Origin of the sequence: Kitasatospora sp. NPDC096147 (assembly GCF_044763225.1) — a bacterium.
Classification (GTDB): Bacteria; Actinomycetota; Actinomycetes; order Streptomycetales; family Streptomycetaceae; genus Kitasatospora.
Map to the genome: position 1 here is coordinate 118,974 of NZ_JBIWFX010000016.1, position 22,453 is coordinate 141,426.

18 protein-coding genes are annotated in these 22,453 nt (G+C 74.0%); 4 read left to right on the forward strand and 14 right to left on the reverse strand.

Going from position 1 to position 22,453, the window contains the following annotated elements:
* Window positions 1–127 precede the first annotated feature (127 nt).
* Both ACIRBX_RS33300 and ACIRBX_RS33305 read right to left on the reverse strand, forming a co-directional pair.
* Window positions 128–523 carry a hypothetical protein gene (locus ACIRBX_RS33300; RefSeq protein WP_402302979.1) on the reverse strand — a complete coding sequence of 132 codons (396 nt, stop codon included), beginning with the start codon at window positions 521–523 and terminating at the stop codon, window positions 128–130.
* A gap of 244 nt (window positions 524–767) precedes the next feature.
* Window positions 768–1,208, reverse strand: a complete 441-nt coding sequence (locus ACIRBX_RS33305; RefSeq protein ID WP_402302982.1) for a hypothetical protein — start codon at window positions 1,206–1,208, stop codon at window positions 768–770.
* Between the two features lie 164 nt (window positions 1,209–1,372).
* Here ACIRBX_RS33305 and ACIRBX_RS33310 point away from each other — a divergent pair, with 164 nt between their 5' ends.
* Complete coding sequence (locus tag ACIRBX_RS33310; protein WP_402302984.1) at window positions 1,373–2,623, forward strand: DUF6357 family protein; 1,251 nt, start codon at window positions 1,373–1,375, stop codon at window positions 2,621–2,623.
* A gap of 384 nt (window positions 2,624–3,007) precedes the next feature.
* Here ACIRBX_RS33310 and ACIRBX_RS33315 read toward each other — a convergent pair whose 3' ends face one another.
* Window positions 3,008–3,775, reverse strand: coding sequence for a regulatory protein RecX (locus tag ACIRBX_RS33315; protein ID WP_402302985.1), 768 nt, complete (start codon window positions 3,773–3,775; stop codon window positions 3,008–3,010).
* A 7-nt stretch (window positions 3,776–3,782) separates the two neighbouring features.
* Window positions 3,783–4,889: a recombinase RecA gene (gene recA / locus ACIRBX_RS33320; protein ID WP_402302987.1), complete on the reverse strand. Its 1,107-nt coding sequence runs from the start codon at window positions 4,887–4,889 to the stop codon at window positions 3,783–3,785.
* A gap of 214 nt (window positions 4,890–5,103) precedes the next feature.
* On the opposite strand from recA, the gene ACIRBX_RS33325 reads away from it, so the two are divergent.
* Complete coding sequence (locus ACIRBX_RS33325) at window positions 5,104–5,790, forward strand: HNH endonuclease family protein (protein ID WP_402302988.1); 687 nt, start codon at window positions 5,104–5,106, stop codon at window positions 5,788–5,790.
* 55 nt (window positions 5,791–5,845) lie between these two features.
* On the opposite strand, the gene ACIRBX_RS33330 is transcribed toward ACIRBX_RS33325, so the two are convergent.
* From ACIRBX_RS33330 to ACIRBX_RS33340, 3 genes are all read right to left on the reverse strand, one after another.
* Entirely contained in the window at window positions 5,846–7,021 is a 1,176-nt protein-coding gene (locus ACIRBX_RS33330; protein ID WP_402302991.1) for an AI-2E family transporter, read from the reverse strand.
* 168 nt (window positions 7,022–7,189) lie between these two features.
* Window positions 7,190–7,384: a DUF3046 domain-containing protein gene (locus ACIRBX_RS33335; protein WP_402302993.1), complete on the reverse strand. Its 195-nt coding sequence runs from the start codon at window positions 7,382–7,384 to the stop codon at window positions 7,190–7,192.
* Between the two features lie 79 nt (window positions 7,385–7,463).
* Window positions 7,464–8,999, reverse strand: a complete 1,536-nt coding sequence (locus ACIRBX_RS33340; RefSeq protein WP_402302995.1) for a S8 family serine peptidase — start codon at window positions 8,997–8,999, stop codon at window positions 7,464–7,466.
* A 211-nt stretch (window positions 9,000–9,210) separates the two neighbouring features.
* Here ACIRBX_RS33340 and ACIRBX_RS33345 point away from each other — a divergent pair, with 211 nt between their 5' ends.
* Window positions 9,211–9,432, forward strand: coding sequence for a hypothetical protein (locus ACIRBX_RS33345; protein ID WP_402302997.1), 222 nt, complete (start codon window positions 9,211–9,213; stop codon window positions 9,430–9,432).
* A 32-nt stretch (window positions 9,433–9,464) separates the two neighbouring features.
* Window positions 9,465–14,096, forward strand: a complete 4,632-nt coding sequence (locus ACIRBX_RS33350; protein ID WP_402302999.1) for an ATP-dependent helicase — start codon at window positions 9,465–9,467, stop codon at window positions 14,094–14,096.
* A 317-nt stretch (window positions 14,097–14,413) separates the two neighbouring features.
* Here ACIRBX_RS33350 and ACIRBX_RS33355 read toward each other — a convergent pair whose 3' ends face one another.
* The 7 genes from ACIRBX_RS33355 to ACIRBX_RS33385 all read right to left on the reverse strand — a co-directional run bounded on the left by ACIRBX_RS33355 (window position 14,414) and on the right by ACIRBX_RS33385 (window position 22,227).
* Window positions 14,414–14,785, reverse strand: a complete 372-nt coding sequence (locus ACIRBX_RS33355) for a helix-turn-helix domain-containing protein (RefSeq protein ID WP_345288800.1) — start codon at window positions 14,783–14,785, stop codon at window positions 14,414–14,416.
* Window positions 14,786–15,023: 238 nt separating this feature from the next.
* On the reverse strand, window positions 15,024–15,500 hold the full coding sequence (locus tag ACIRBX_RS33360) for a CinA family protein (protein WP_402303002.1): 477 nt from the start codon (window positions 15,498–15,500) through the stop codon (window positions 15,024–15,026).
* Window positions 15,497–16,111, reverse strand: coding sequence for a CDP-diacylglycerol--glycerol-3-phosphate 3-phosphatidyltransferase (gene pgsA / locus ACIRBX_RS33365; RefSeq protein ID WP_402303005.1), 615 nt, complete (start codon window positions 16,109–16,111; stop codon window positions 15,497–15,499). Before pgsA ends, ACIRBX_RS33360 begins: the two co-directional genes overlap by 4 nt.
* On the reverse strand, window positions 16,108–17,556 hold the full coding sequence (gene rimO / locus ACIRBX_RS33370) for a 30S ribosomal protein S12 methylthiotransferase RimO (RefSeq protein ID WP_402303007.1): 1,449 nt from the start codon (window positions 17,554–17,556) through the stop codon (window positions 16,108–16,110). Before rimO ends, pgsA begins: the two co-directional genes overlap by 4 nt.
* Window positions 17,557–17,629: 73 nt before the next feature.
* The gene (locus ACIRBX_RS33375; protein WP_402303008.1) at window positions 17,630–18,499 is read right to left on the reverse strand and encodes a helix-turn-helix domain-containing protein; all 870 of its coding nucleotides are present in this window, start codon (window positions 18,497–18,499) and stop codon (window positions 17,630–17,632) included.
* A gap of 193 nt (window positions 18,500–18,692) precedes the next feature.
* Window positions 18,693–21,377, reverse strand: a complete 2,685-nt coding sequence (locus ACIRBX_RS33380) for a DNA translocase FtsK (protein WP_402303009.1) — start codon at window positions 21,375–21,377, stop codon at window positions 18,693–18,695.
* A 226-nt stretch (window positions 21,378–21,603) separates the two neighbouring features.
* Window positions 21,604–22,227, reverse strand: coding sequence for a two-component system response regulator (locus ACIRBX_RS33385; protein ID WP_402303041.1), 624 nt, complete (start codon window positions 22,225–22,227; stop codon window positions 21,604–21,606).
* Between the last annotated feature and the right edge of the window lie 226 nt (window positions 22,228–22,453).

Here is a 22,453-nt window from a genome sequence, read left to right on the forward strand (position 1 = left end):
CCCGCTCAACCACGCATTGCTGTGAGGCTAAGCGGGGGTCACGAAACGGTCAAGATACGCTTCCGAACCGTCAGGACCGGAAGCTGACACTCTGTCACTACCCAGTCTCATCGAAGTTCGAGGCGTCTCACCGAAGGTTGACCGCTGCTCGGTCCCGCGTTCGACGGACCGCTCGTCGCAGCGCACCCGTGCACGCGACCGCCACCAGGAGCAGCGCTGCCGGAGCCGCCAGCGCAGTGGTCCAGGCCATGAAGCCCCTCATGGGGACCGTGTAGGAGCCCCACGGCGTCTTCGCCGCGGCGACGTGCTCGCCGGGGTGGCCGTCATGGCGCAGCGAGACACGGGTGCCGTCGGCGAGCAGGCCGTCGCACTGGACGTAGCCGTTGCGACCGGCGTGCCTGGTCTCACAGGCCGACACCGTCACCTGTTCCACTGGTCCGCTCGGCGCGACCAGGGACAGCCCGAGCACGAGCGCGACAGCAGCCGCGCCCAAGCACAACGCCGCCAGCACCCCCCACAGCACGACCGCCCACCGTCGGCCCGTCCCACTCGCCACCATCACGACACGATAGCCACCCACCCGAAGGCCGAACAACGGCAGCGGGGTCGGGCACCTGACCCGTTCTTCACCACGCGGGCCGGCCTGCGGCCGGACTCCGCTGAGACAGCCTCGCGTCGACCGAACTCCGGTGAGACGGGCCACGGGTGCCCCGTCTCACCGGTCCTCGGCCGATCCCACCCGACTTCGACCGGCTCCCTCCGCCCCGCTACCAGGCCGGCCTCGGATCTTGACGTTCGGTCGAGAAGTCTGCGGGTACCTCGGCCCGCCCGTCCGTCCGCCACAGGTACCCCGGGCTGGGCGAGAACTCGTCCGTCAAGGGCGCCGGGGCGTGGAACCGCTGGACATGTGGCATCTGCACCTCGACGAGCGCGCCGTCGTACATCATCCACAGGCCGAAGCAGTCGTCCTCCTCGTCGTGGATCAGCACCTGCACCTGCTCGGGGCACGGCCATGCGAGCGATTCCAAGTGCTTCAGCAGACCCGAGCGTGTCCCCTGCCTGTGGAACTCGATGACCCACCCCCCGACGAACAAGCCCAGTGGTTCGAACTTGCCCTTCCAGCTCCGTGAATCGTCGAACCGGCAGAGCGGCTCCATGACCTCGTCCGCATAGGTTGCGAACACGATGACCTGCGCAATCCTGCTCATGCAGGAGTATCACCGCCTGCCGCAGGTCACCGGCAACCGATTTCGAACACGGTCAGGTCGGCTGCGTACGGCACGGCCACCGACCTGAGCTGCGGTCAACCGTCACTCCGTCCCGGCCGCCAAGCCCTTCCGGTGCCGTCGGTGCCGTCGGCAAGACTGGGGGCATGAGAGAGACCGTCTTCACCCGCCGGAGCGGCTGGATCCCGAGCGTGGTCCGCCAGGACGGCGAGCTGAGGCTGATGCTCGCCGCCGGTGCCGACGCCAACCACGAGCCCCGCACCTTCACGTTCCCGATCGGCGAGGCCCACCTCACGGTGATCCGGTCCGACCTGGCCAGGCACCTGCTGCTCTGGACCGCGCTCCTTCCGCTCTGCGACGCCGCCGGCACCCGGGGCCCGTTGGACGAGGATGCCGCCGTCGCGCTGCTGGACCCAGTGCTGCTCGCCCCGCCCGAGGAGGTCGACGCGCTCTTCCGACGGATCCGGTGGGACGGCGGGCAGTTGATCGCCCACGGGGCCGACCCCGACCTGCTCGAACGCGGCCGGGTGTGTGCGGCGCTGAGCGCGGCGACCGAGACCGCCGACGCGAGGCGCGCCCAGGAGTACCACGCGGACCGCCGCCGGGCCGAGCGCGGCGTGGTGCTCGGCCCGCTCGACGCCGCACTGCTGCGGTACACGGGGCAGTACCTGCACGGCTCGACCGTCCCGAGGCGGACGCCCGGGGCCGTCGACCCGTCGCTGCTGCCCGAGGTCCTCCGGGTGGTCGGCACGGCGGAGCGGGCCGGCACCGGGATGCGGATCGGCCGCGATCCGCGACGCGGGAAGCGCGCCACCGACCGGGACGACTGGGCCCGGAAGGAGGCGGCCGTCGAGGCGGCCGTGCGCCGGGTACACCCGGAGCTCGTCGACGACGCGGTGCGCACCGTGACCTTCCTGGTGTGCTCGGAGGCGGCGAACCGCGCCAGGAACGCACCCGTGGACGAGGACGAGGCGGGCGGCCCCGACGCCGGCGAGGGGAAGACCGCCCTGTCGTTCACCGACGACAAGGGTGCCGAGCGGACGTGGCAGCGGGGCGGCCCGCGCACGGCGACCGCCGAGTTCTGGGAGTTCGTCGCCGACCGCTCCGCTGCGGACAACGAGGTCTTCACCATCGAGGACGAGGGGGCGGGCGAGGGCATCCAGCTCCACTTCTACGCCGACTCGGTCGCCCGGATCACCACCCTGCGCGCGGGCACGGACGGCTCGGAGCCGGAGTACCGGGTCGAGTACGCCCTGGTCGACGGGATGGGCGGGTACCGTGCCGTGGTGAGCGCCTTCGTCCGGGGCGGCTGCGCCGCCCTCGACGCACACGGCCCCTGGCTGCCGGACGCCGCCGCCTTGGAGCGCGCACGTCGGCACCGCGACGCCGCCCGGTAGCCCCCCGCCGCCGGGCGGCGGGCGGCGGGCGGCGGGCGGCGCGGACAGCGCCTTCGACATCAGGGGCGGGCGGAGCACCTCACTGCGCCGGAGCCGCCTCCGGCTGACGGACCGCCGGCTCGCCCACCTGGTGGCCGAATCCGAGCTCGCCGGGGACCTGGAGCTCCGGTCGGCCACCTTCCTGGAACACGCACCGCGGGTGTACCGGCGCTCGACCTCCCGGCCACGCCCCCGGCCGGTCTCGACGACCTCGTGGCACGGGCCGATTCGCCGAGCCCGGATTCGAGCCCAGAGCCAGAGCCCGGAGCCGAGCCGGGGCCGAGCCCGAGCCCGACGGCGGCTGCGGCCTTCGCCCTGCGGAGCCGACCGACCGGCCGGGGCCGGTCAGCGCTCGGCCTCCAGTGCGTCCTTGACGATCCGGAAGGCCAAGCCCTCCGGATAGCCCCGGCGGGCCAGCGCACCGACCAGGCGGCGAAGCTTCGCCTGGTCGTCCAGGCCCCGCATGGTGCGCAGCCGCCGCTCGACGAACTCCCGGGCGGCGGCCTGCTCGTCGTCCTCGTCCACCTGGGCGAGGGCCCGCTCGGCCAGCTCCGGGGCCACTCCTCGCTGCCGCAGCTCCTGGGCCAGCACCCGGCGCCCGAGCCCCCGGGCGTGGTGCCGGGACTCGACCCAGGCCTCGGCGAAGGCTCCGTCGTCGATCAGCCCGACCTCCTCCAGCCGGTCCAGCACCTGCTCGGCCACCTCGGCGGGGATCTCCCGCTTGGCCAGCGCCTCGGCCAGCTGCTTGCGGGTCTTGGCCGCACCGGTCAGCAGCCGCAGGCAGATCGCCCGGGCCCGCTCGGCCGGATCGGCCTCCTCGGCGGCGCGCTGCTCCTTGCGGGCCTTCCGGGCGGCCTTCCGCTCCTCCTTGGTCAACTCCGGCTCGCCGGAAGGCTCGTCGGCCGTCGGCGGGGCCATCCAGTCCGGCCCGCCGCCGGCCCGAGCCTGCTCCGGCCCGGACGCCCCCGCTGCTTCCGCCGCCTCGGCCGCCAGCGCCGAGCGCCGACGCCGCCGACCCCCCGTCAGCTCCGAGGCCCGGATCATCCCGTCGAACGCCGGGATGCCGGGCTCGTCCTCCGAGCCCGGCATCCCGGTACCGCTGTCGTGCCTCAACGCAGGCTCAGCTCTTCGCCGCCGCCGTCTTCTTGGCCGCCGTCTTCTTGGCGGCCGGGCCGGTCTCGTCCTCGGCGCCGACGGCGGCCGGGGCGGCCTCGCCCTCGGGGGTCTCGACCTTCGGGCCGATGCCGAGCTTGCCCTTGATCTTGGCCTCGATCTCGTCGGCCAGCTGCGGGTTGTCGCGCAGGAAGTTGCGGGCGTTCTCCTTGCCCTGGCCGAGCTGGTCGCCCTCGTAGGTGTACCAGGCGCCGGACTTACGGATGAAGCCGTGCTCCACGCCCATGTCGATCAGGCCGCCCTCGCGGCTGATGCCGATGCCGTAGAGGATGTCGAACTCGGCCTGCTTGAACGGGGCGGCGACCTTGTTCTTCACCACCTTGACGCGGGTGCGGTTGCCGACCGCCTCGGTGCCGTCCTTGAGCGTCTCGATCCGGCGGATGTCGAGGCGCACGGAGGCGTAGAACTTCAGCGCGCGGCCACCGGTGGTGGTCTCGGGCGAGCCGAACATCACGCCGATCTTCTCGCGCAGCTGGTTGATGAAGATCGCGGTGGTGTTCGACTGGTTCAGCGCACCGGCGATCTTGCGCAGGGCCTGGCTCATCAGACGGGCCTGGAGGCCGACGTGCGAGTCGCCCATCTCGCCCTCGATCTCGGCGCGCGGCACCAGGGCGGCCACCGAGTCGATGATCACCAGGTCGATCGCGCCGGAGCGGATCAGCATGTCGGTGATCTCCAGCGCCTGCTCACCCGTGTCGGGCTGGCTGATCAGCAGCGCGTCGGTGTCGACACCGAGCTTCTTGGCGTACTCCGGGTCGAGCGCGTGCTCGGCGTCCACGAAGGCCACCGTGCCGCCCTGACGCTGGCAGTTCGCCGCCAGGTGCAGGGTGAGGGTGGTCTTGCCGGAGGACTCCGGGCCGTAGATCTCGACCACCCGGCCGCGCGGGATGCCGCCGACGCCGAGGGCCACGTCCAGCGCCGTGGAGCCGGTCGGGATCACGTCGATCGGCTCGTTCGCCCGCTCGCCGAGCCGCATCACCGAGCCCTTGCCGAACTGCCGCTCGATCTGGGCGAGTGCGGTCTCAAGGGCCTTCTCGCGGTCCGTACCTGCCATGGCTTCCACCCTCGGGTTCTGTCCTGTGCGCTTCATCGTCCTCGACGCTAGCGCGTCCCACCGACAATCCGCCCCAAACGGGCTCGGCCTGTGGAAAACTCGCCGCGACCCAGTATAGGGAACATCTGTTCGAATCAAGTCAACCGCCCCGCCGCCACGCCCTCGACCGGGTGGAACCACCTGGTCAGCCGCCCCGGCCGCTACCTGTGGACGCATGATCACCACCGTCGGACGGCGCCGCACCGCCGCCGTCCTCCTCGCCCTGGCCGCCTTCCTGGCCCCCTCGGCCGCCCCGGCCGGCGCCGCCACCCCACCCGCCGCCACCCCACCCACCGCCGCCACCGTCCGGGCGCTGCCCGAGCCCTCTCCCGCCGACCAGGCCCGCGCCGAGCTCGCCGGGCTCACCGTCGCCGAGCCGCACGCGATGACCGGCTACACCCGGGCCAAGTTCCCGCACTGGGTGCGGCAGGACGGCGAGTGCGACACCCGCGAGGTGGTGCTGGCCCGGGACGGTGAGGGGGTGACCCGGGACGAGCTCTGCCGGGCGGGCACCGGCGTCTGGCTCAGCCCGTACGACGGCAAGGTGCTGACCACCGCCGCCCAGGTGGACATCGACCACGTGGTGCCACTGGCCAACGCCTGGCGCTCCGGCGCCGACGAGTGGACCACCGCCGCCCGCCGGGCCTTCGCCAACGACCTGGAGCACTCCCAGCTGATCGCGGTCTCGGCCGCCGCCAACCGCTCCAAGGCCGACAAGTCCCCCGACCAGTGGTCCCCGCCGGACCGGACCTACTGGTGCACCTACTCCCGGGCCTGGATCGACGTGAAGCACCTCTACCGCCTCAACGTCACCGGGCCCGAGGCGGCCAGGCTCACCGAGATGCTCGACACCTGCGCCTGAGACGCCGACGGGCGGCCACCCGTCAGGTGACCGCCCGTCAACTCCCGCTCCCGGCTCACTCGTCCGGGTGGTCCTGCCGCTCCCCGCGCACCATCCGGTGCAGCCGCCGCGCCGCCTCCCGCCGCCGGGCCCGGCGGCCCTTGCGGTCCGCGCCCCGGTCGATCCGGGGGTCGGTCTGCACCTCGTAGCGCCGCACGTAGGTGCCGACGAAGCCCTGCAGGGTGGCCGCCACCGGGATGGCGATCAGCGCGCCGACCGCGCCGAGCAGCGCGGCACCCGCGATCACCGAGCCGAAGGCCACCGCCGGGTGCACGTCCACCGTCCTGGCGGTGATCCTCGGGTGCAGCAGGTAGTTCTCGATCTGCTGGTAGACGATCACGAAGACCAGCACCCAGAGTGCGTCCATCGGGTCCACGGTGAGCGCGACCAGCACCGGCAGCGCGCCCGCCAGGTAGGTGCCGATGGTCGGCACGAACTGCGACATGACGCCGACCCAGACCGCCAGCGCCGCCGCGTACGGCAGGCCCAGGATCGAGAACATGATCCAGTGCGCGACGGTCGAGGCGACCGCCAGCAGCGCCCGGGAGTAGAGGTACCCGCCGGTCTTGGCCAGCGCGATCTCCCAGGCCCGGAGCACCTCGGCCTGCTTGGCCGGCGGCAGCAGCGAGCAGACCGTGCGGCGCACCCGGGGGCCGTCGGCGGTGAAGTAGAAGGTGAACAGGCCGACGGTGAACATCTGGAACAGCCCGCCGATCAGCGTGCTGGAGACGCCCCAGACGTTGTCCGCCGCCTGTTGGGCGTACTTCTCGATGTTCCCGGAGTCCTTCAGCAACTTCTCCTGGAGCTGGTCCAGCGAGAGGTTCTGGTTGAAGGTGCGGTTCACCCAGTCGATCAGGTTCTGCACCAGGTGCGGGAGGTCCCCGGCGATCTTGGCCACCTGGTCCACCAGCAGGGTGCCGAGCGCGGTCAGGAAGCCCGCGATGGCGACCGCCAGGCCGATGAAGACCAGGAAGGTGCCCAGTCCCCGGCGCACCCCCCGGGCGGCCATCCGGTCCACCGCAGGCTCGATCGCCAGCGACAGGAAGAAGGCCACCAGCAGCATCACCAACAGGTCGATGAGCTGGCGGAACGCCCAGTCGGCGAGCTGGAACACCCCCACCAGCACCAGCGCCATCACCATCGCCCGGGGCAGCCAGCGGGGCATCCCCTGCCCCCAGATGCTGCTCGCCACGCTCCGCGCTCCGCCACCGCCGTCGGCGGGGGCCGCCGGCGAGGCGCCCCCGTCGGCTCCGGGCGGGGGCGCCTCACCGGCGGCGGGGGCCGGTGCTTCGGTCAGCGTCTCCCGGGGTGGGTGTTGGTTTTCCTGATTGTCAGCCACCCGCCCAGTCTTCCCCAAGACTCAGCGGAGCAACGCCGACACCCCCTGGGTCTCGCACACCACCCGCCAGACCTCCTTGGCCTCCCAGCCCGCCTCCAGCGCCTGACGGACCGTCCGGCCGCCGAGCTCGCTCATCAGGTGGTCCGAGGCGAAGGACTCCGCGTACGCCTCGCCGAAGTGCTCGTACATCCGTCGCCAGAACTCGGTCAGCCTCATGGCCCCAGTATCCCGGACCGGCGGCGGCGCCGACCGGGCGGTGAGCACTGCGCGGCGGGTACGGCGAGGTGCGCCCATGTCAGCCGGCCGGCAGGGCCAGCACGCCCGCACCGAAGAACTGCCGCTCCGCGCACGCGCCCGGGGCGTACGGGCAGTTCCCGGCCGCCGAGTCGGCCAGCAGCGCCGCCAGCCGCTCCGGCCGCCAGTCCGGGTGGGCCGCCGCCGCGACCGCGACCGCACCGCTGACATGGGCCGCCGCCATCGAGGTGCCGGCCAGTGCCGCGTACCGGCCGCCGGGCCAGGCCGAGACGATCGCGCCCTCGGCTCCGCCGTCCGGCTCCCCGCCGGGGGCGGCGATCGAGATCCGGCCCCGGCCGTAGTTGCTGTAGCCGGACGGCAGTCCGTTGCGGTCGACGGCGGCGACGGTGAGCACGCCCGGCAGCTCACCGGGGAGGCGGACGCAGTCCGGGCCCAGGTACCGGTCCTGCCCGGGTCCGGAGAGCCGGTCGTTCGGGCTGCGCCGGTCGTGCCTGACGGCTCCCAGGTCCAGCCCGTCGTTGCCCGCCGAGGCCACCACCACCGCACCCTGCCGCTGCGCGTAGGCCACCGCCCGGCCGACCGCCAGGATCAGCGCGGCCTGGTCCGGGTCCTGCGGGCAGTTGTACTTCCACGGGTCGGCGAAGTAGCTGTCGTTGACCGCCCGCGCGCCGTGGTCGGCCGACCAGAGCATCCCGCAGACGATGTTCTCCGCGTAGTACTGCCCGAGCGGGCCGAGCAGCCGAACGGCGGCGATCCGCACCCCCGGCGCCACCCCGGTCACCCCCCGGCCGTCCCGGGCCGCCCCGACGATGCCGGCCACATGGGTGCCGTGCCCGCTCTCCCCCACCCCCCGGTCCGGCCGCCACGCCCCGTACCGGGCGTCCGGGCGGCCGTCCGCGCAGGAGGCCGAGGCCGCCGGGTCCACCGCCAAGCGCAGGTCCGGATGGGTGTCGTCCACCCCGGAGTCCAGCACCGCGACCAGCACCCGGCGCAGCTCCTCGCCGTTCGGCTTCGCCGCGCCCGGGGTGCGGACCAGCGCCGCCGGCCGGGTGCCGGCCCCGGCGGTGCGGCCGGCCGCACCGATCATCGCCAGGTTCCAGTCCACCGACTCGCCCGGGTCCGGGGTGAGCGCCTCGTCCGAGTCCGCCGACTCCCCCCCGTCCGTCGCGTCCGCCGCCCGCACCGCGTCGCCGCGCACCGCCGGGCCGAAGCCGCCCTCCCCGTCCAGCGCCCCGGGCGGCCCGGGCACCGGCGTCGTCCTGGTCGCCCCCACCGCGGCTATGCCCGGTGCCCCGCGCAGCCGCTGCGCGAACCCGCCGGTGGCGTACGCCAGCACCACCCCGATCTGCGGGTACTCCTGCACCACCCGCCCGCCCGCCTCCCGCGCCCGGTCGGCCGCCCCCCGTGCGCCCGCCGCGTCCTGACGCTCCGCCAGCACCAGGTAGCTCAGGTACGACCGCCCCGGCCCGGCCACGAACGGCACCGCCCCGCCGATCAGCAGCGCCACCACCAGCGCCGCCAGCAGCACCCGGACCCGCACCTTCCGCTTCCGTACGGCGAGACCCAGCCGTTCCATCGCACGACCTCCGCTCGTCGGGTCCGGTTCATCACGATATGACCGCATTTCAGATCACGCCCGGTCGCGCGGGGCACCCGGGTGGCAAGGGCCCGCAGCCCCGTTCGGGTGACGCCCGCCTGCACCGGGCCGACGGCCGGTACCGTGGTGAGCCACCGGCGGCCGTCGCCCTGCAGCCGCAGGCTCGGCCCGGACGGAGGGCGGTCAGCACGTGAGCGCACAGCCCATCGCCTACGGGGACGTGGACCACGAGGCCGCGCTGAAGTACGCCGTGCAGCTCATCGACCACCGGTGGGCCCAGGTCATCGAGGGGCGGATCGTCCTGGTGTCACCGATGTGGGACCACGAGAAGGTGGACGGCCCGCACCCGTTCGGCACCCCGGTCCGCCTTCCGGCCCCGTTCGGCCTCACCCTGGACACCACCGGGTCCTGACCCTTGTCAGCGGGGCCGTGCACCATGGGGGCATGGCGCGGACTGAGCTGAGCGATCCGTTGGAGGGGTTCGCCCCGGCGACCAGGGCGTGGTTCTCCGGGGCGTTCAGCGCCCCCACGCCCGCGCAGGCCCAGGCGTGGGCGGCGATCGGCAGCGGGTCGGACGTGCTGGTGGTGGCACCGACCGGGTCGGGGAAGACGCTGGCCGCCTTCCTGTCCGCGCTGGACCGGCTCAGCCACACCCCGCCGCCGGCCGATCCGAAGCGCCGCTGCCGGGTGCTCTACATCTCGCCGATCAAGGCCCTCGCGGTGGACGTCGAGCGGAACCTCCGCTCGCCGCTGGCCGGGCTGCGCCAGGCGGCCGTCCGGCTCGGCCTCCCCGAGCCCGAGGTGCAGGTCGGCATCCGCTCGGGGGACACCCCGGCGGCCGAGCGGCGGAGGATCGCCACCCACCCGCCGGACATCCTGATCACCACCCCCGAGTCGCTCTTCCTGCTGCTCACCTCGGCCTCCCGGGAGGCGCTGCGCGGCGTCGACACGGTGATCCTGGACGAGGTGCACGCGGTGGCCGGGACGAAGCGCGGCGCCCACCTGGCACTGAGCCTGGAGCGCCTGGACGAGCTGCTGGACCGGCCGGCCCGCCGGATCGGCCTGTCGGCCACCGTCCGCCCGGTGGACGAGGTGGCCCGCTACCTGTCGCCGCAGCGCGGGGCGCAGGTGGTCCAGCCGCCCACCGCCAAGGAGTTCGACCTCTCCGTGGTGGTGCCGGTGGCCGATCTGGACGAGCTGCCCGGCGGCGGCGGGCCCGACGACCCGGCCCGGGCGGCCTCGGTCTGGCCGCACGTCGAGGAGCGGATCGTCGACCTGGTCCAGGCCCACCGCTCCACCATCGTGTTCGCCAACTCTCGCCGCCTCGCCGAGCGCCTGTGCAACCGGCTGAACGAGATCGCCCACGAGCGCGCCACCGGCGAGCCGCTGCCCGAGACGCACGCCCCGGCCGCCCTGATGGGCGGCTCAGGGGCGGCGGCGGGCGCCCCGGCTGTGATCGCGCGGGCGCACCACGGCTCGGTCTCCAAGGAGCAGCGCGCCCTGGTGGAGGAGGAGTTGAAGGCCGGCCGGCTGCCCGCCGTGGTGGCCACCTCCAGCCTGGAGCTGGGCATCGACATGGGGGCGGTGGACCTGGTGATCCAGGTGGAGTCGCCGCCCTCGGTGGCCTCCGGCCTCCAGCGGGTCGGCCGGGCCGGGCACCAGGTCGGGGCGGTCTCCACCGGTGTGGTCTTCCCGAAGTACCGGGGCGATCTGGTGCAGTCGGCGGTGGTCACCGAGCGGATGCGCTCCGGCGGCATCGAGTCCCTCCGGGTGCCGCGCAATCCGCTGGACGTGCTGGCCCAGCAGCTGGTGGCGATCACCGCCCTGGACACCTGGGACGTGGACGAGCTGCTCGCCCTGGTCCGCCGGGCCGCACCGTTCGCCACCCTCCCGCAGTCCGCCTTCGACGGGGTGCTGGACATGCTGGCGGGCCGTTACCCCTCGGACGCCTTCGCCGAGCTGAGGCCCCGTCTGGTCTGGGACCGGGTGGCCGGCACCGTCACCGGCCGCCCCGGCGCCCAGCGGCTGGCCGTCACCTCGGGCGGCACCATCCCGGACCGGGGCCTGTTCGGCGTCTTCATCGCGGGCACGGACCCGAAGAAGGGCGGCGGCCGGGTCGGCGAGCTGGACGAGGAGATGGTCTACGAGTCCCGGGTGGGCGACGTCTTCACCCTGGGCACCACCTCCTGGCGGATCCAGGAGATCACCCACGACCGGGTGCTGGTCACCCCCGCGCCCGGGGTGCCCGGCCGGCTGCCGTTCTGGAAGGGCGACAGCCTGGGCCGCCCGCTGGAGCTCGGCCGGGCGCTCGGCGCCTTCGTCCGCGAGCTGGGCGCCCTGACGCCCGATCAGGCCACCGAGCGCCTCCGGGCGGCCGGCCTGGACGACTGGGCCGGGCAGAACGTGCTCGGCTACCTGGCCGAGCAGCGCACCGCCACCGGCCACCTCCCCGACGACCGCACCATCGTGGTCGAGCGCTTCCGGGACGAGCTGGGCGACTGGCGGATCGTCATCCACTCCCCCTTCGGCGCCCAGGTGCACGCCCCGTGGGCGCTGGCCATCGGCGCCCGGTTGCGCGAGAAGCACGGCCTGGACCCGCAGGTGATGCACGCCGACGACGGCATCGTGCTCCGCCTGCCGGACGCGGACCTGCTGGACTTCCCCTCCGACAAGCCCGTCACCGACGACGCCCCGGTCGGGGCGGACGCCGCGCTGTTCGACAAGGGCGAGATCGAGCAGCTGGTCACCGACCAGGTCGGCGGCTCCGCGCTGTTCGCCGCCCGCTTCCGCGAGTGCGCCGGGCGGGCGCTCCTGCTGCCCCGGCGCAATCCGGGCCGACGCACCCCGCTCTGGCAGCAGCGCCAGCGCGCCTCCCAGCTGCTGGAGGTGGCCGCCGAGTACGGCTCCTTCCCGATCGTGCTGGAGGCCGTCCGGGAGTGCCTGCAGGACGTCTTCGACGTGCCGGGCCTGGTCGAGCTGATGGGTGATCTGGAGTCGCGCGCCGTCCGGCTGGTGGAGGTCACCACCCCGGAGCCGTCCCCGTTCGCCCGCTCGCTGCTCTTCGGCTACGTCGCCCAGTACCTCTACGAGGGCGACTCGCCGCTGGCCGAGCGCCGGGCCGCCGCCCTCGCCCTGGACTCCCGGCTGCTCTCCGAGCTGCTCGGCCAGGCCGAGCTGCGCGAGCTGCTGGACCCGCAGGTGCTGGCCGAGCTGGAGGCCGAGCTCCAGCGGCTCACCCCGGAGCGGCGGATCAAGGACGCCGAGGGGGTGGCCGACGCGCTCCGCCTGCTCGGGCCGCTCTCCGAGGCCGAGCTGACGGCCCGTGGGGCCGCCGAGGGCTGGGCGTCGGAGCTCCAGGGCGCCCGGCGGGCCATCGAGGTCCGGATCGGCGGCGAGCGGCGCTGGGCCGCGATCGAGGACGCCGGGCGGCTGCGGGACGCCCTGGGAACCCCGCTGCCGGTCGGCGTCCCCGAGGCGTTCACCGAGCCGGTGAAGGACCCGCTGGGCGATCTGCTGGCCCGGTACGCCCGCACCCACGGCCCGTTCACCGCCGCCGAGGCGGGCGCCCGCTTCGGCCTGGGCACCGCGGTGGTCTCCGGCACGCTCCAACGGCTGACCGCCGCCGGGCGCCTGGTGCAGGGCGAGTTCCGGCCCGGCGAGGGCCACACCGGCACGGTCGAGTGGTGCGACGCCGAGGTGCTGCGCCGGCTGCGCCGCCGCTCGCTGGCCGCGCTGCGCCAGGAGGTGGAGGCCGTCCCGCCGCGCGCGCTGGCCGCCTTCCTGCCTCAGTGGCAGCACCTGGCCGGCCACCGGCTGCGCGGCCCGGACGGCCTGCTCCGGGTGGTGGAGCAGCTCCAGGGGACCGCGCTGCCCGCCTCGGCGCTGGAGAAGCTGGTGCTGCCGGCCCGGCTGCTGGACTACTCCCCCGGGATGCTGGACGAGCTGATGGCGGCCGGCGAGGTCGGCTGGTCCGGCGCCGGGGCGCTGCCGGGCCAGGACGGCTGGATCTCGCTGCACCTGCCGGAGGCCGCCGACCTGCTCCGCCCCGATCCGGTGCCGCCCGCCCTCACGCCCGCGCACTCGGCCCTGCTGGCGGCGCTGGCCGGCGGCTACGGCCTGTTCTTCCGTCAGCTGACCGAGCGGGCCCGGGAGCTGACGGACCAGGAGCCGACCGAGGGCGAGCTGCTGTCCGCGCTCTGGGACCTCACCTGGGCCGGCTACGTCACCAACGACACCCTGGCCCCGCTCCGGGCCCTGCTCGGCTCCGGCCGCACCGCCGGGGCGACCGCGCACCGGGCGCCCCGGGCCACCCCGCGCGGTCGCTACGGCGGCGGCTCCCGGGGCCTGGCCCGGCCGGGGGCCCGCTCGGGCCCGCCGACCGCGGCCGGACGCTGGTCGCTGCTGCCGGAGCCGGCCACCGAGCCGACCGTCCGGGCCACCGCCCAGGCGCAGGCCCTGCTGGACCGGCACGGGGTGCTCACCCGGGGCGCGGTGGCGGCCGAGCGGGTGCCGGGCGGCTTCGCCGGGGTCTACCGGGTGCTGGCCGCCTTCGAGGAGCGCGGCCGGGCCCGCCGGGGCTACTTCGTGGAGGGCCTGGGCGGCGCCCAGTTCGCCATGGACGGGGCGGCCGACCGGCTGCGCTCGGTCAGCTCCCGGCTGGAGCGGCCGGCCGGCGGCGAGTGGACGGCCGCGCCCGCGGCCGCGGCCCCGCAGGTGCTGGTGCTGGCCTCGGCCGATCCGGCGAACGCCTTCGGGGCCGCGCTCCCCTGGCCGGAGCCCCCGGCCGGCGAGGGCGAGAAGGCGCACCGGCCGGGCCGGAAGGCGGGTGCGCTGGTGGTGCTGGTGGACGGCGAGCCCGCGCTGTACGTGGAGCGCGGCGGCAAGTCACTGCTGGCCTGGGGCGAGCAGCCGGCCGCCTTCGCGGCACTGGCCGAGGCGGTGAAGGGCGGCGCGCTGGGCAGCAGCGCCACGGTGGAGCGGATCAACGGCGCCCCGGCGCTCAGCGCCCCGCTGGGGCGCCTGCTGGAGGAGGCGGGCTTCCACCCGGCTCCCCGGGGGTACCGGCTGCGGAGTTGACGGTCGGACCGCAGGCCGAGTCGACGGTGTCGGCCCGGACCGGCGGATCGGGCGGCACTCCGTCAGGTCCCGGGCCGTCCGGTACCCCGGGTTCACCCGTCCGGGGCACCGGACGGGGCAGCCACCGGTCGGTGTGCACGGGTATCAGGGCCAGCCCCCAGCCGCCCGCCAGCACGGCGAGTGCCCCTGAACCGGCGTGCAGCACTCCGCCGCCGACGGCGGCGGCTCCGAGCAGCACCGCGGGCCACCACCTCAGGGCGGTGGCCCGCAGGGACCGTACGCTTCGCATCACTGGCCTCCTCGGTCGGAGGCCGGTGTCAGGCGGCCACCACGTCCACGGCGGCGGCCTTCGGCGAGATGGAGCTCATCCGGTCGACGCCGGGTGACGGCAGCGACACGGGTTCGAGCACCGGCCTCAGCAGTTCACCCTCGGAGAGGGTGGCCATGGCCGCAAGTTCGGCGAGCGACAGCTCGTCGCTGACCTCCCGCATCACCTCGGACATCCGGACGTCGAGTGCGTCGCAGATGGCGGAGAGCAGCTCGGAGGAGGCCTCCTTCTGTCCCCGCTCGACCTCGGAGAGGTAACCGAGCGAAACCCTGGCGGCTGCCGACACCTCGCGGAGTGTGCGGCCCTGGCGCTGGCGCTGCCGACGCAGTACATCGCCCAGTAGGCGACGGAGCAGGATCATCGGTGCCTCCCTCCTCGGACTGCGGATCGAGATGTCACGACCCCACCGTACCGCCTCGTCCGCATCGCGTGCGGGGACCGTGGTCGTGTTCACTCTGGGCTGCAAGGCTGCCCCCTCCCCTGTTGTTCCCCGCCCGACTACCTGATTACTGCCCACCCGGGGTATCTGATGTAACACGATCCTGCTGTCAACGGAGCCTGTTCAGGTGCTTTTCCCGGAAGCTGGTCCCGCGGAGCGCTCAACCCGCTAGGCGGGTCAGCAGGAGGTCGAGGGCGGCGGCGACGGTGTCCCGTCGAATAGTTTCACGTGCTCCTGACAACTCCAGCGAAACCGTACGTGCTCCGTCGGGTCCGGAAAGCCCGATGTGCACCGTTCCGACCGGCTTGCCGTCCTGCTCCTGGGGACCGGCCACCCCCGTGGTGGCCAGTCCGTACGTCGCCCCGAGCAGCCGCCGCACCCCGTCGGCCATCTGACGGGCCACCACCGGGTGGACCGGGCCGTGCACCGCGAGCAGCCCCTCGTCCACGCCGAGCACCGAGGCCTTCAGCTCGGTCGCGTACGCGGTGACCCCGCCGCGGAAGGTGGCCGAGGCCCCGGGCACGTCCACCAGGGCGGCCGACAGCAGGCCGCCGGTCAGCGACTCGGCCACCGCCAGGGTGGCACCCCGCTCGCGCAGGGCCCGGTGCAGTTCGGCGGCCGGCCGGCGGTCCGTCATGACGTCGCGCTCCCCCGCCGGCGCAGCACGACGGCCTGCCGGACGTAGTCGAGGCCGGTGCCGAGGGTGAGCAGCACCGCGAGGGTCATCAGCACGGCCCGGCCGGTGGCCAGCCAGCCGGTCAGCTCCAGGACGTACATGCCGACCGCGATGCCCTGGGTCAGGGTCTTCAGCTTGCCGCCCCGGCTGGCCGGGATGACGCCGTAGCGGATCACCCAGAAGCGCATCAGGGTGATGCCGAGCTCGCGGGCCAGGATCAGGCCGGTGACCCACCAGGGCAGGTCGCCGAGGACCGAGAGGCCGATCAGGGCGGAGCCCATGATGGCCTTGTCGGCGATCGGGTCGGCGATCTTGCCGAAGTCGGTGACCAGGCCCTTGCGGCGGGCCAGCTCGCCGTCGAACACGTCGGTGATCATCGCGACCGCGAAGGCCGCCCAGGCCACCGCGCGCCACTTCGGGTCGTGGCCGCCGTCGGCGAACAGCAGCAGCACGAAGACCGGGACGATCGCCAGCCGGAGCATGGTCAGCACGTTGGCGATGTTCCACAGCGAGGGCACGGGCGGGGCGGTGCCGGCCGGCTTGGCCGGGGCGGCGCCCGCCCCTCTGCTCATGCGCCGGCTCCGGCGAGCACCTCGGCGACCAGGTCCACGCCCTCGGTGCCGACCACGGTGGCGCGGTGGTACTCGCCCACCTTCGCGTCCTCGGCGCCGAGCAGGGTGGTCAGGCCGTCCGTCTCCGGCGCCTGGTGGGCCGCGCGGCCCTCGACCACGCCGTCCTCGACCGACTCGACCAGCACCTCGACCTCGGTGCCGATCCGCTGCTCGGCCCGCTGGGCGGTCATCTCCTCGGCCAGCTTGGTGAGCCGGGCCACCCGCTCGGCGACCAGGTCCTCGGGCAGCTTGCCGTCGAAGGAGGCCGCCTCGGTGCCGTCCTCGTCCGAGTAGCCGAAGACGCCGATCGCGTCCAGGCCGGCCTCGGTGACGAAGCGCTCCAGCTCGGCGAAGTCCTCCTCGGTCTCGCCGGGGAAGCCGACGATGAAGTTGGACCGGGCGCCGGCCTCCGGGGCCTTGGAGCGGATGGTGGAGAGCAGCTGGAGGAACTGCTCGGTGTTCCCGAAGCGGCGCATCTTCCGCAGCACGGCCGGGGCGGAGTGCTGGAAGGACAGGTCGAAGTACGGCACCACGCCCGGGGTGGAGGTCATCACGTCGATCAGGCCGGGGCGCATCTCGGCGGGCTGCAGGTAGGAGACCCGGACCCGGCGCAGGCCCTCGACGGCCGCGATCTCGCTGAGCAGGGTCTCCAGTAGGCGGATGTCGCCGAGGTCCTTGCCGTAGGAGGTGTTGTTCTCGCTGACCAGGACCGCCTCGGTGACGCCCTGGCCGGCCAGCCAGACCGCCTCGTTCAGCACGTCCGAGGGGCGGCGGGAAATGAAGGAGCCGCGGAAGGCCGGGATGGCGCAGAACGAGCAGCGCCGGTCGCAGCCGGAGGCCAGCTTCACCGAGGCGACCGGGTTGGAGTCCAGCCGCTTGCGCAGGGTGCGCGGGCCGGAGGCGGGCGCCACGCCCTCGGGCAGGTCCTCGGGGCTGCCGTGGCCGGGCAGCGCCACCTCGGCGGCGGCGGCCTGGCGCTCGACCGGGGTGAGCGGGAGCAGCTTGCGGCGGTCGCGCGGGGTGTGCGCCTCCACGTGGCCGCCGGCCAGGATGGTCTGCAGGCGGCCGGAGATGTCGGTGTAGTCGTCGAAGCCGAGCACGCCGTCGGCCTCGGGGAGGGCCTCGGCCAGCTCCTTGCCGTAGCGCTCGGCCATGCAGCCGACCGCGACCACGGCCTGGGTCCGGCCGTGACCCTTGAGGTCGTTGGCCTCCAGCAGGGCGTCGACGGAGTCCTTCTTGGCGGCCTCCACGAAGCCACAGGTGTTGACCACGGCGACATCGGCGTCGGCGGCGTCGTCGACCAACTGCCAGCCGTCGGCCTCCAGTCGCCCGGCGAGTTCCTCGGAGTCCACCTCGTTGCGGGCGCATCCGAGCGTGACAAGGGCGACAGTACGGCGTTCAGGCATAGGAGCAAGGTTAACGCGCGTCCCCCGGTGCCGTTCGCCCCGGAGGCCGCGCGTTACGAAGCCGCCCTCCGGTTCACCCGGCCTGCGGGTCTCCCGGGGTGTAGGTCAGGTGCTTGACCTGGCCGTCCGCACCGGCCGGACCGAGGTCCTTGCCGTTGACGTACAGGTGCACGGCGCCCGCGTTGCCGATCACCAGCTTGATCTGCTTGGGGTCGGTGAAGGTCTGGTCGCCGCCCTGCTCCAGGTTGTTCTGGAACAGCGACTTGCCCTTGCCGTCCAGCGCCGAGACCCAGCTGGTGCCGGATTCGGCGACCAGCTTCACGGTCACCTTGTCGGCCGGGGCGGCGGCGATCGCCGCCACGCTGGGGGCCGGGGCCGGGGGCTGCACCGAGGCGCTCGGCGACGGCGGGGCGGTGGCCGAGAGCGGGGCGCTGGCCTCGCCGACCACCGTCGGGGTGCGGTCGCCGGAGAACAGGTTGAAGCCGATCAGGCCGACCACCACGAAGATCGCGGCCACCATCGGGACGGTCCAGTTCGGCCGCCGGTGGTCGGCCATCCTGATCGGACCGGCGTCCGGCAGCGGCACCGGGCGCCGGGCGGCGGGGGCACCGCCGTGCGAGGCGTCGTACGCGGCCACCAGGGCGTCGCCGTCCACCCCGACCGCCTTGGCGATCGCCCGGATGTGCCCCCGGGCGTAGACGTCGCCGCCGCAGCGGGAGAAGTCCTCGTCCTCGATGGCGTGCAGGATCGGCACCCGGACCCGGGTGTCGGCGCTGACCTGGTCGACCGTCAGCCCGGCCTGCCGGCGGGCGTCCGAGAGCACCCGGCCGATCGCCACCTCGGGGGCGGCGGGCACGGCGGGCTCCGGCACGGCTGAGGGGTCGGAGGACCTGTGCGAGGACTTGCCGATGGTCACTGAGCGCGCCTTTCGAGCGTTGGCCACCTGCTGAGAGAACAGTCTAGGGGCGGGCCCCGAGGCTTTCTCAAGCGGAGTGGGCCCGAACGTGCGCCGCACGGGCGCCGGGCTGACGACGGGTCAGCCCAGCTCCGACGGCTGCACGGTGGGACGTACCCGGACGGCGGACGGTTCCCCTCCTCCGATCGGGTGAGGATGCGGTGCCCGCACCTCCACGGGATCAGCCCTTCAGGGTGATGAGCACCGCGTCCAGCTCGTCCGGCTTGATCAGCACGTCCCGGGCCTTGGAGCCCTCGCTCGGGCCGACGATGCCCCGGGACTCCATCAGGTCCATCAGCCGGCCGGCCTTGGCGAAGCCGACCCGCAGCTTGCGCTGGAGCATCGAGGTGGAGCCGAACTGGGTGGAGACCACCAGCTCGGCCGCCTGGATCAGCAGGTCCAGGTCGTCGCCGATCTCCTCGTCGATCTCCTTCTTCGGGCCGCCGCCGACCACCACGTCCTCGCGGTAACGGGCCGTCAGCTGGTCCTTGCAGTGCTGCACCACCTTGGCGATCTCCGCCTCGGTGACGAAGGCGCCCTGCATCCGGACCGGCTTGGAGGCGCCCATCGGCAGGAACAGCGCGTCGCCCTTGCCGATCAGCTTCTCCGCGCCCGGCTGGTCCAGGATGACCCGGGAGTCGGCCATCGCCGAGGTGGCGAAGGCCAGCCGGGACGGCACGTTGGCCTTGATCAGACCGGTCACCACGTCCACCGAGGGGCGCTGGGTGGCCAGCACCAGGTGGATGCCGGCCGCCCGGGCCAGCTGGGTGATCCGGACCACCGAGTCCTCGACGTCGCGCGGGGCGACCATCATCAGGTCGGCCAGCTCGTCCACGATCACCAGCAGGTACGGATAGGGCGTCAACTCCCGCTCGCTGCCCAGCGGCGGCTTGAGCGCCCCGCTGCGGACCGCCGCGTTGAAGTCGTCCACGTGCCGGTAGCCGAACGCGGCCAGGTCGTCGTAGCGCATGTCCATCTCGCGCACGACCCACTGGAGCGCCTCGGCCGCCTTCTTCGGGTTGGTGATGATCGGGGTGATCAGGTGCGGGATGCCCTCGTAGGCGGTCAGTTCGACCCGCTTGGGGTCGACCAGCACCATCCGCACCTCGTCCGGAGTGGAGCGGACCAGCACCGAGGTGATCAGGCAGTTGATGCAGGAGGACTTGCCCGCGCCGGTGGCGCCGGCCACCAGCACGTGCGGCATCTTGGCCAGGTTGGCGGTGACGGTGTGGCCCTCGACGTCCTTGCCCATGCCGACCACCAGCGGGTGCGGGTCGTCGGTGGCGGTGCGCGAGCGCAGCAGGTCCCCGAGGGTGACCATCTCCCGGTCCCGGTTGGGGATCTCCACGCCGACCGCCGACTTGCCGGGGATCGGCGAGATGATCCGCACGTCCGGGGTGGCCACCGCGTAGGCGATGTTCTTCGCCAGCGCGGTGATCCGCTCGACCTTGACCGCCGGGCCGAGCTCCACCTCGTAGCGGGTGACCGTCGGGCCCCGGGTGAAGCCGGTCACCCGGGCGTCCACCTTGAACTCCGAGAACACGCCGCTGAGCTGGGCCACCACCTCGTCGTTGAGCGCGCTGCGGGCCTTGGCCGGGCCGCCGCGCTCCAGCAGGTCCAGCGAGGGCAGCGCGTAGCCGGCGCCGCCGGCGAGCTGGAGCTGCTCCATCCGGGCCGGGGCGGGTGAGTGGCCGTCAGGCGCGTCCGAGGCGCGGGCGGCGGGGACCGCGGGCTCCTCGGGCGGGGCGGTGTGGTCCTTGACCTGGTGCAGCATGCTGGCCACGGCGGGCGAGGCGGGCACGCCGTAGGTGAGCGCACCGTCCAGGTCGGCGGCCACCCCGGCCGCGATGTCCCTGGTCTGGAACGGGTCCCCGGCGGTGCCATGGTCGTCCTGCTCCGGCTGGTCCGCCCGCCTGCGCCGGCGCCGCCGGCGGCCGCCCGCCCCGTCCTCGGCGTCCTCCACTGTGAACGGCATCGCGTCCGGGTCGGCGTCCTCGGGCGGGGCGGTGGAGTACTCGCGGTCGAGCGGGTCGCCGTGCTCGTCCTCCGGCAGCTCGGCGGGCTCGACCACGCCGAGCTTCTCGCCGAGCAGGCGCAGCCGCTCGGGGATCCGGTTGACCGGCGTCGCGGTCACCACCAGCAGGCCGAAGAAGCTCAGCAGGAGCAGCAGCGGCACCGCCAGCATCGGCCCGGCCGCGGTCATCAGCGGCGTCGAGGAGGCCCAGCCGAGGATGCCGCCGGCCGTCCTGATCCGGGACGCCCCGCTGCCCATCGCGGGCGCCCCGCAGCCGATGTGCACCAGCCCGAGCACGCCGAGCGCGAGGGCGCTCAGCCCGACCGCGACCCGGCCGTTGGCCTCCGGTGCGCCCGGCTTGCGCATCAGCCGGACCGAGACCGCCAGCAGCAGGAACGGCACCAGGACGTCGAGCCGGCCGAACAGCCCGGAGACCACGGCCGTGGTCGGCTCGCCGAGCCACCCCTGCGGGCTGAACCACGTCCCGGCGGCGGTCACCAGCGCGAGGGCGAGCAGCAGCAGCGCCACCCCGTCCTTGCGGTGCGCCGGGTCGAGGTTCTTCGCGCCGTCTCCGAACCCCCGGAAGGCGGCGCCCACGGCGTGCGCGAGGCCCAGCCAGACGGCGCGGACGGCGCGGAAGAGTATCGGGCGGCGTGCGGGGGCCTGCGGGGGCGCAGGGCGGCTTGCAGCCGCCTTCTTGGCGGGCGCGCGCTTGGCCGCCGTCGCCTTCTTCGCCGGAGGCTTGGTCACGGCCGACCTGCTCGCGGGGGACGCGGCCTTCTTCGCCGGGGCCTTCTTGGCCGGCCCGGGCTTCGGGTTGCGCGCTGCCGCGCCGGGCGTACGTGTGGCCATGGGACAGCAGCCTACCGGCGCACGGGGGCACCGGACACGTGCTCGACTCGCCGTGTCGCGCCGTCAGAAACGGTCTGCGGAACGGATGCAGGCGATCCACCGGGGCGCGGAGGGCGGAGGCGGTCGGGCCGGGGGCGCGGGGTACGGCGCGGGCCGGGGGCCGGCGAACGCACCTGAACCACCGTCAGCCGGGCGCAGGCGCTGCCGCTCCCCGCGCCCGCTCCTCCTACTGGTTCGCGCCCGGCTTCAGCGCGTCGAGGGCCTTGCGGAGGCCGGCCAGCTTGCGCTCCAGGTGGGCGGCGGTGGCGGCGGCCGTGGTGTCGGCGGAGTCGCCGAGCTGCTTGCCGAGCGCCTCGGCCTGCTCCTCGACGGCGGCCAGCCGGGCGGAGAGCTCGCCGAGCACGGTGGCCTCGCCCTGCTCGACCTGGAGGCGCAGCAGGGCCGCCTGCTCCTTGAGCTGGCAGTTCTTCACGTACAGGTCGACGAAGACCGAGACCTTCGCCCGCAGCACCCACGGGTCGAAGGGCTTGGAGATGTAGTCCACCGCCCCGGCCGCGTACCCCCGGAAGGTGTGGTGCGGCCCGTGGTTGATCGCGGTCAGGAAGATGATCGGGATGTCCCTGGTCCGCTCCCGCCGCTTGATGTGCGAGGCGGTCTCGAAGCCGTCCATGCCGGGCATCTGGACGTCCAGCAGGATCACCGCGAAGTCATCGGTGAGCAGCGCCTTGAGCGCCTCCTCACCGGACGCGGCGCGCACCAGCGTCTGGTCCAGCGCGGAGAGGATCGCCTCCAGCGCCAGCAGGTTCTCCGGCCGGTCGTCGACCAGGAGGATCTTCGCCTTCTGCACCACGACCCGCCCTCCTGCCGGTTGCCTGCCGATCGCGGGCGCCTTGGTGACGCCCAACACCGCACCGGTCATGCTAGCCGCACCCCCTCGCCCGCCAGGCCGCTCCGGGCGATCCGGCACCGTGGCAGTGCCGAATCCCACAACGGCGCAGGCCGGGACCCGAGCACCACGTCACCGTTCGGTCACTGTTCGCAACGATGGGCGACCTTACCCCGTTCCCGGCCGGACC

Excerpts from the sequence above, each read along its gene's own strand:
- ACIRBX_RS33305 (WP_402302982.1), bottom strand. The coding sequence starts at position 1,208 with ATGAGCAGGATTGCGCAGGTCATCGTGTTCGCAACCTATGCGGACGAG.
- ACIRBX_RS33310 (WP_402302984.1), top strand. The coding sequence starts at position 1,373 with ATGAGAGAGACCGTCTTCACCCGCCGGAGCGGCTGGATCCCGAGCGTG.
- recA (WP_402302987.1), bottom strand. The coding sequence starts at position 4,889 with ATGGCAGGTACGGACCGCGAGAAGGCCCTTGAGACCGCACTCGCCCAG.
- ACIRBX_RS33325 (WP_402302988.1), top strand. The coding sequence starts at position 5,104 with ATGATCACCACCGTCGGACGGCGCCGCACCGCCGCCGTCCTCCTCGCC.
- ACIRBX_RS33335 (WP_402302993.1), bottom strand. The coding sequence starts at position 7,384 with ATGAGGCTGACCGAGTTCTGGCGACGGATGTACGAGCACTTCGGCGAG.
- ACIRBX_RS33340 (WP_402302995.1), bottom strand. The coding sequence starts at position 8,999 with ATGGAACGGCTGGGTCTCGCCGTACGGAAGCGGAAGGTGCGGGTCCGG.
- ACIRBX_RS33350 (WP_402302999.1), top strand. The coding sequence starts at position 9,465 with ATGGCGCGGACTGAGCTGAGCGATCCGTTGGAGGGGTTCGCCCCGGCG.
- ACIRBX_RS33355 (WP_345288800.1), bottom strand. The coding sequence starts at position 14,785 with ATGATCCTGCTCCGTCGCCTACTGGGCGATGTACTGCGTCGGCAGCGC.
- ACIRBX_RS33360 (WP_402303002.1), bottom strand. The coding sequence starts at position 15,500 with ATGACGGACCGCCGGCCGGCCGCCGAACTGCACCGGGCCCTGCGCGAG.
- pgsA (WP_402303005.1), bottom strand. The coding sequence starts at position 16,111 with ATGAGCAGAGGGGCGGGCGCCGCCCCGGCCAAGCCGGCCGGCACCGCC.
- rimO (WP_402303007.1), bottom strand. The coding sequence starts at position 17,556 with ATGCCTGAACGCCGTACTGTCGCCCTTGTCACGCTCGGATGCGCCCGC.
- ACIRBX_RS33380 (WP_402303009.1), bottom strand. The coding sequence starts at position 21,377 with ATGGCCACACGTACGCCCGGCGCGGCAGCGCGCAACCCGAAGCCCGGG.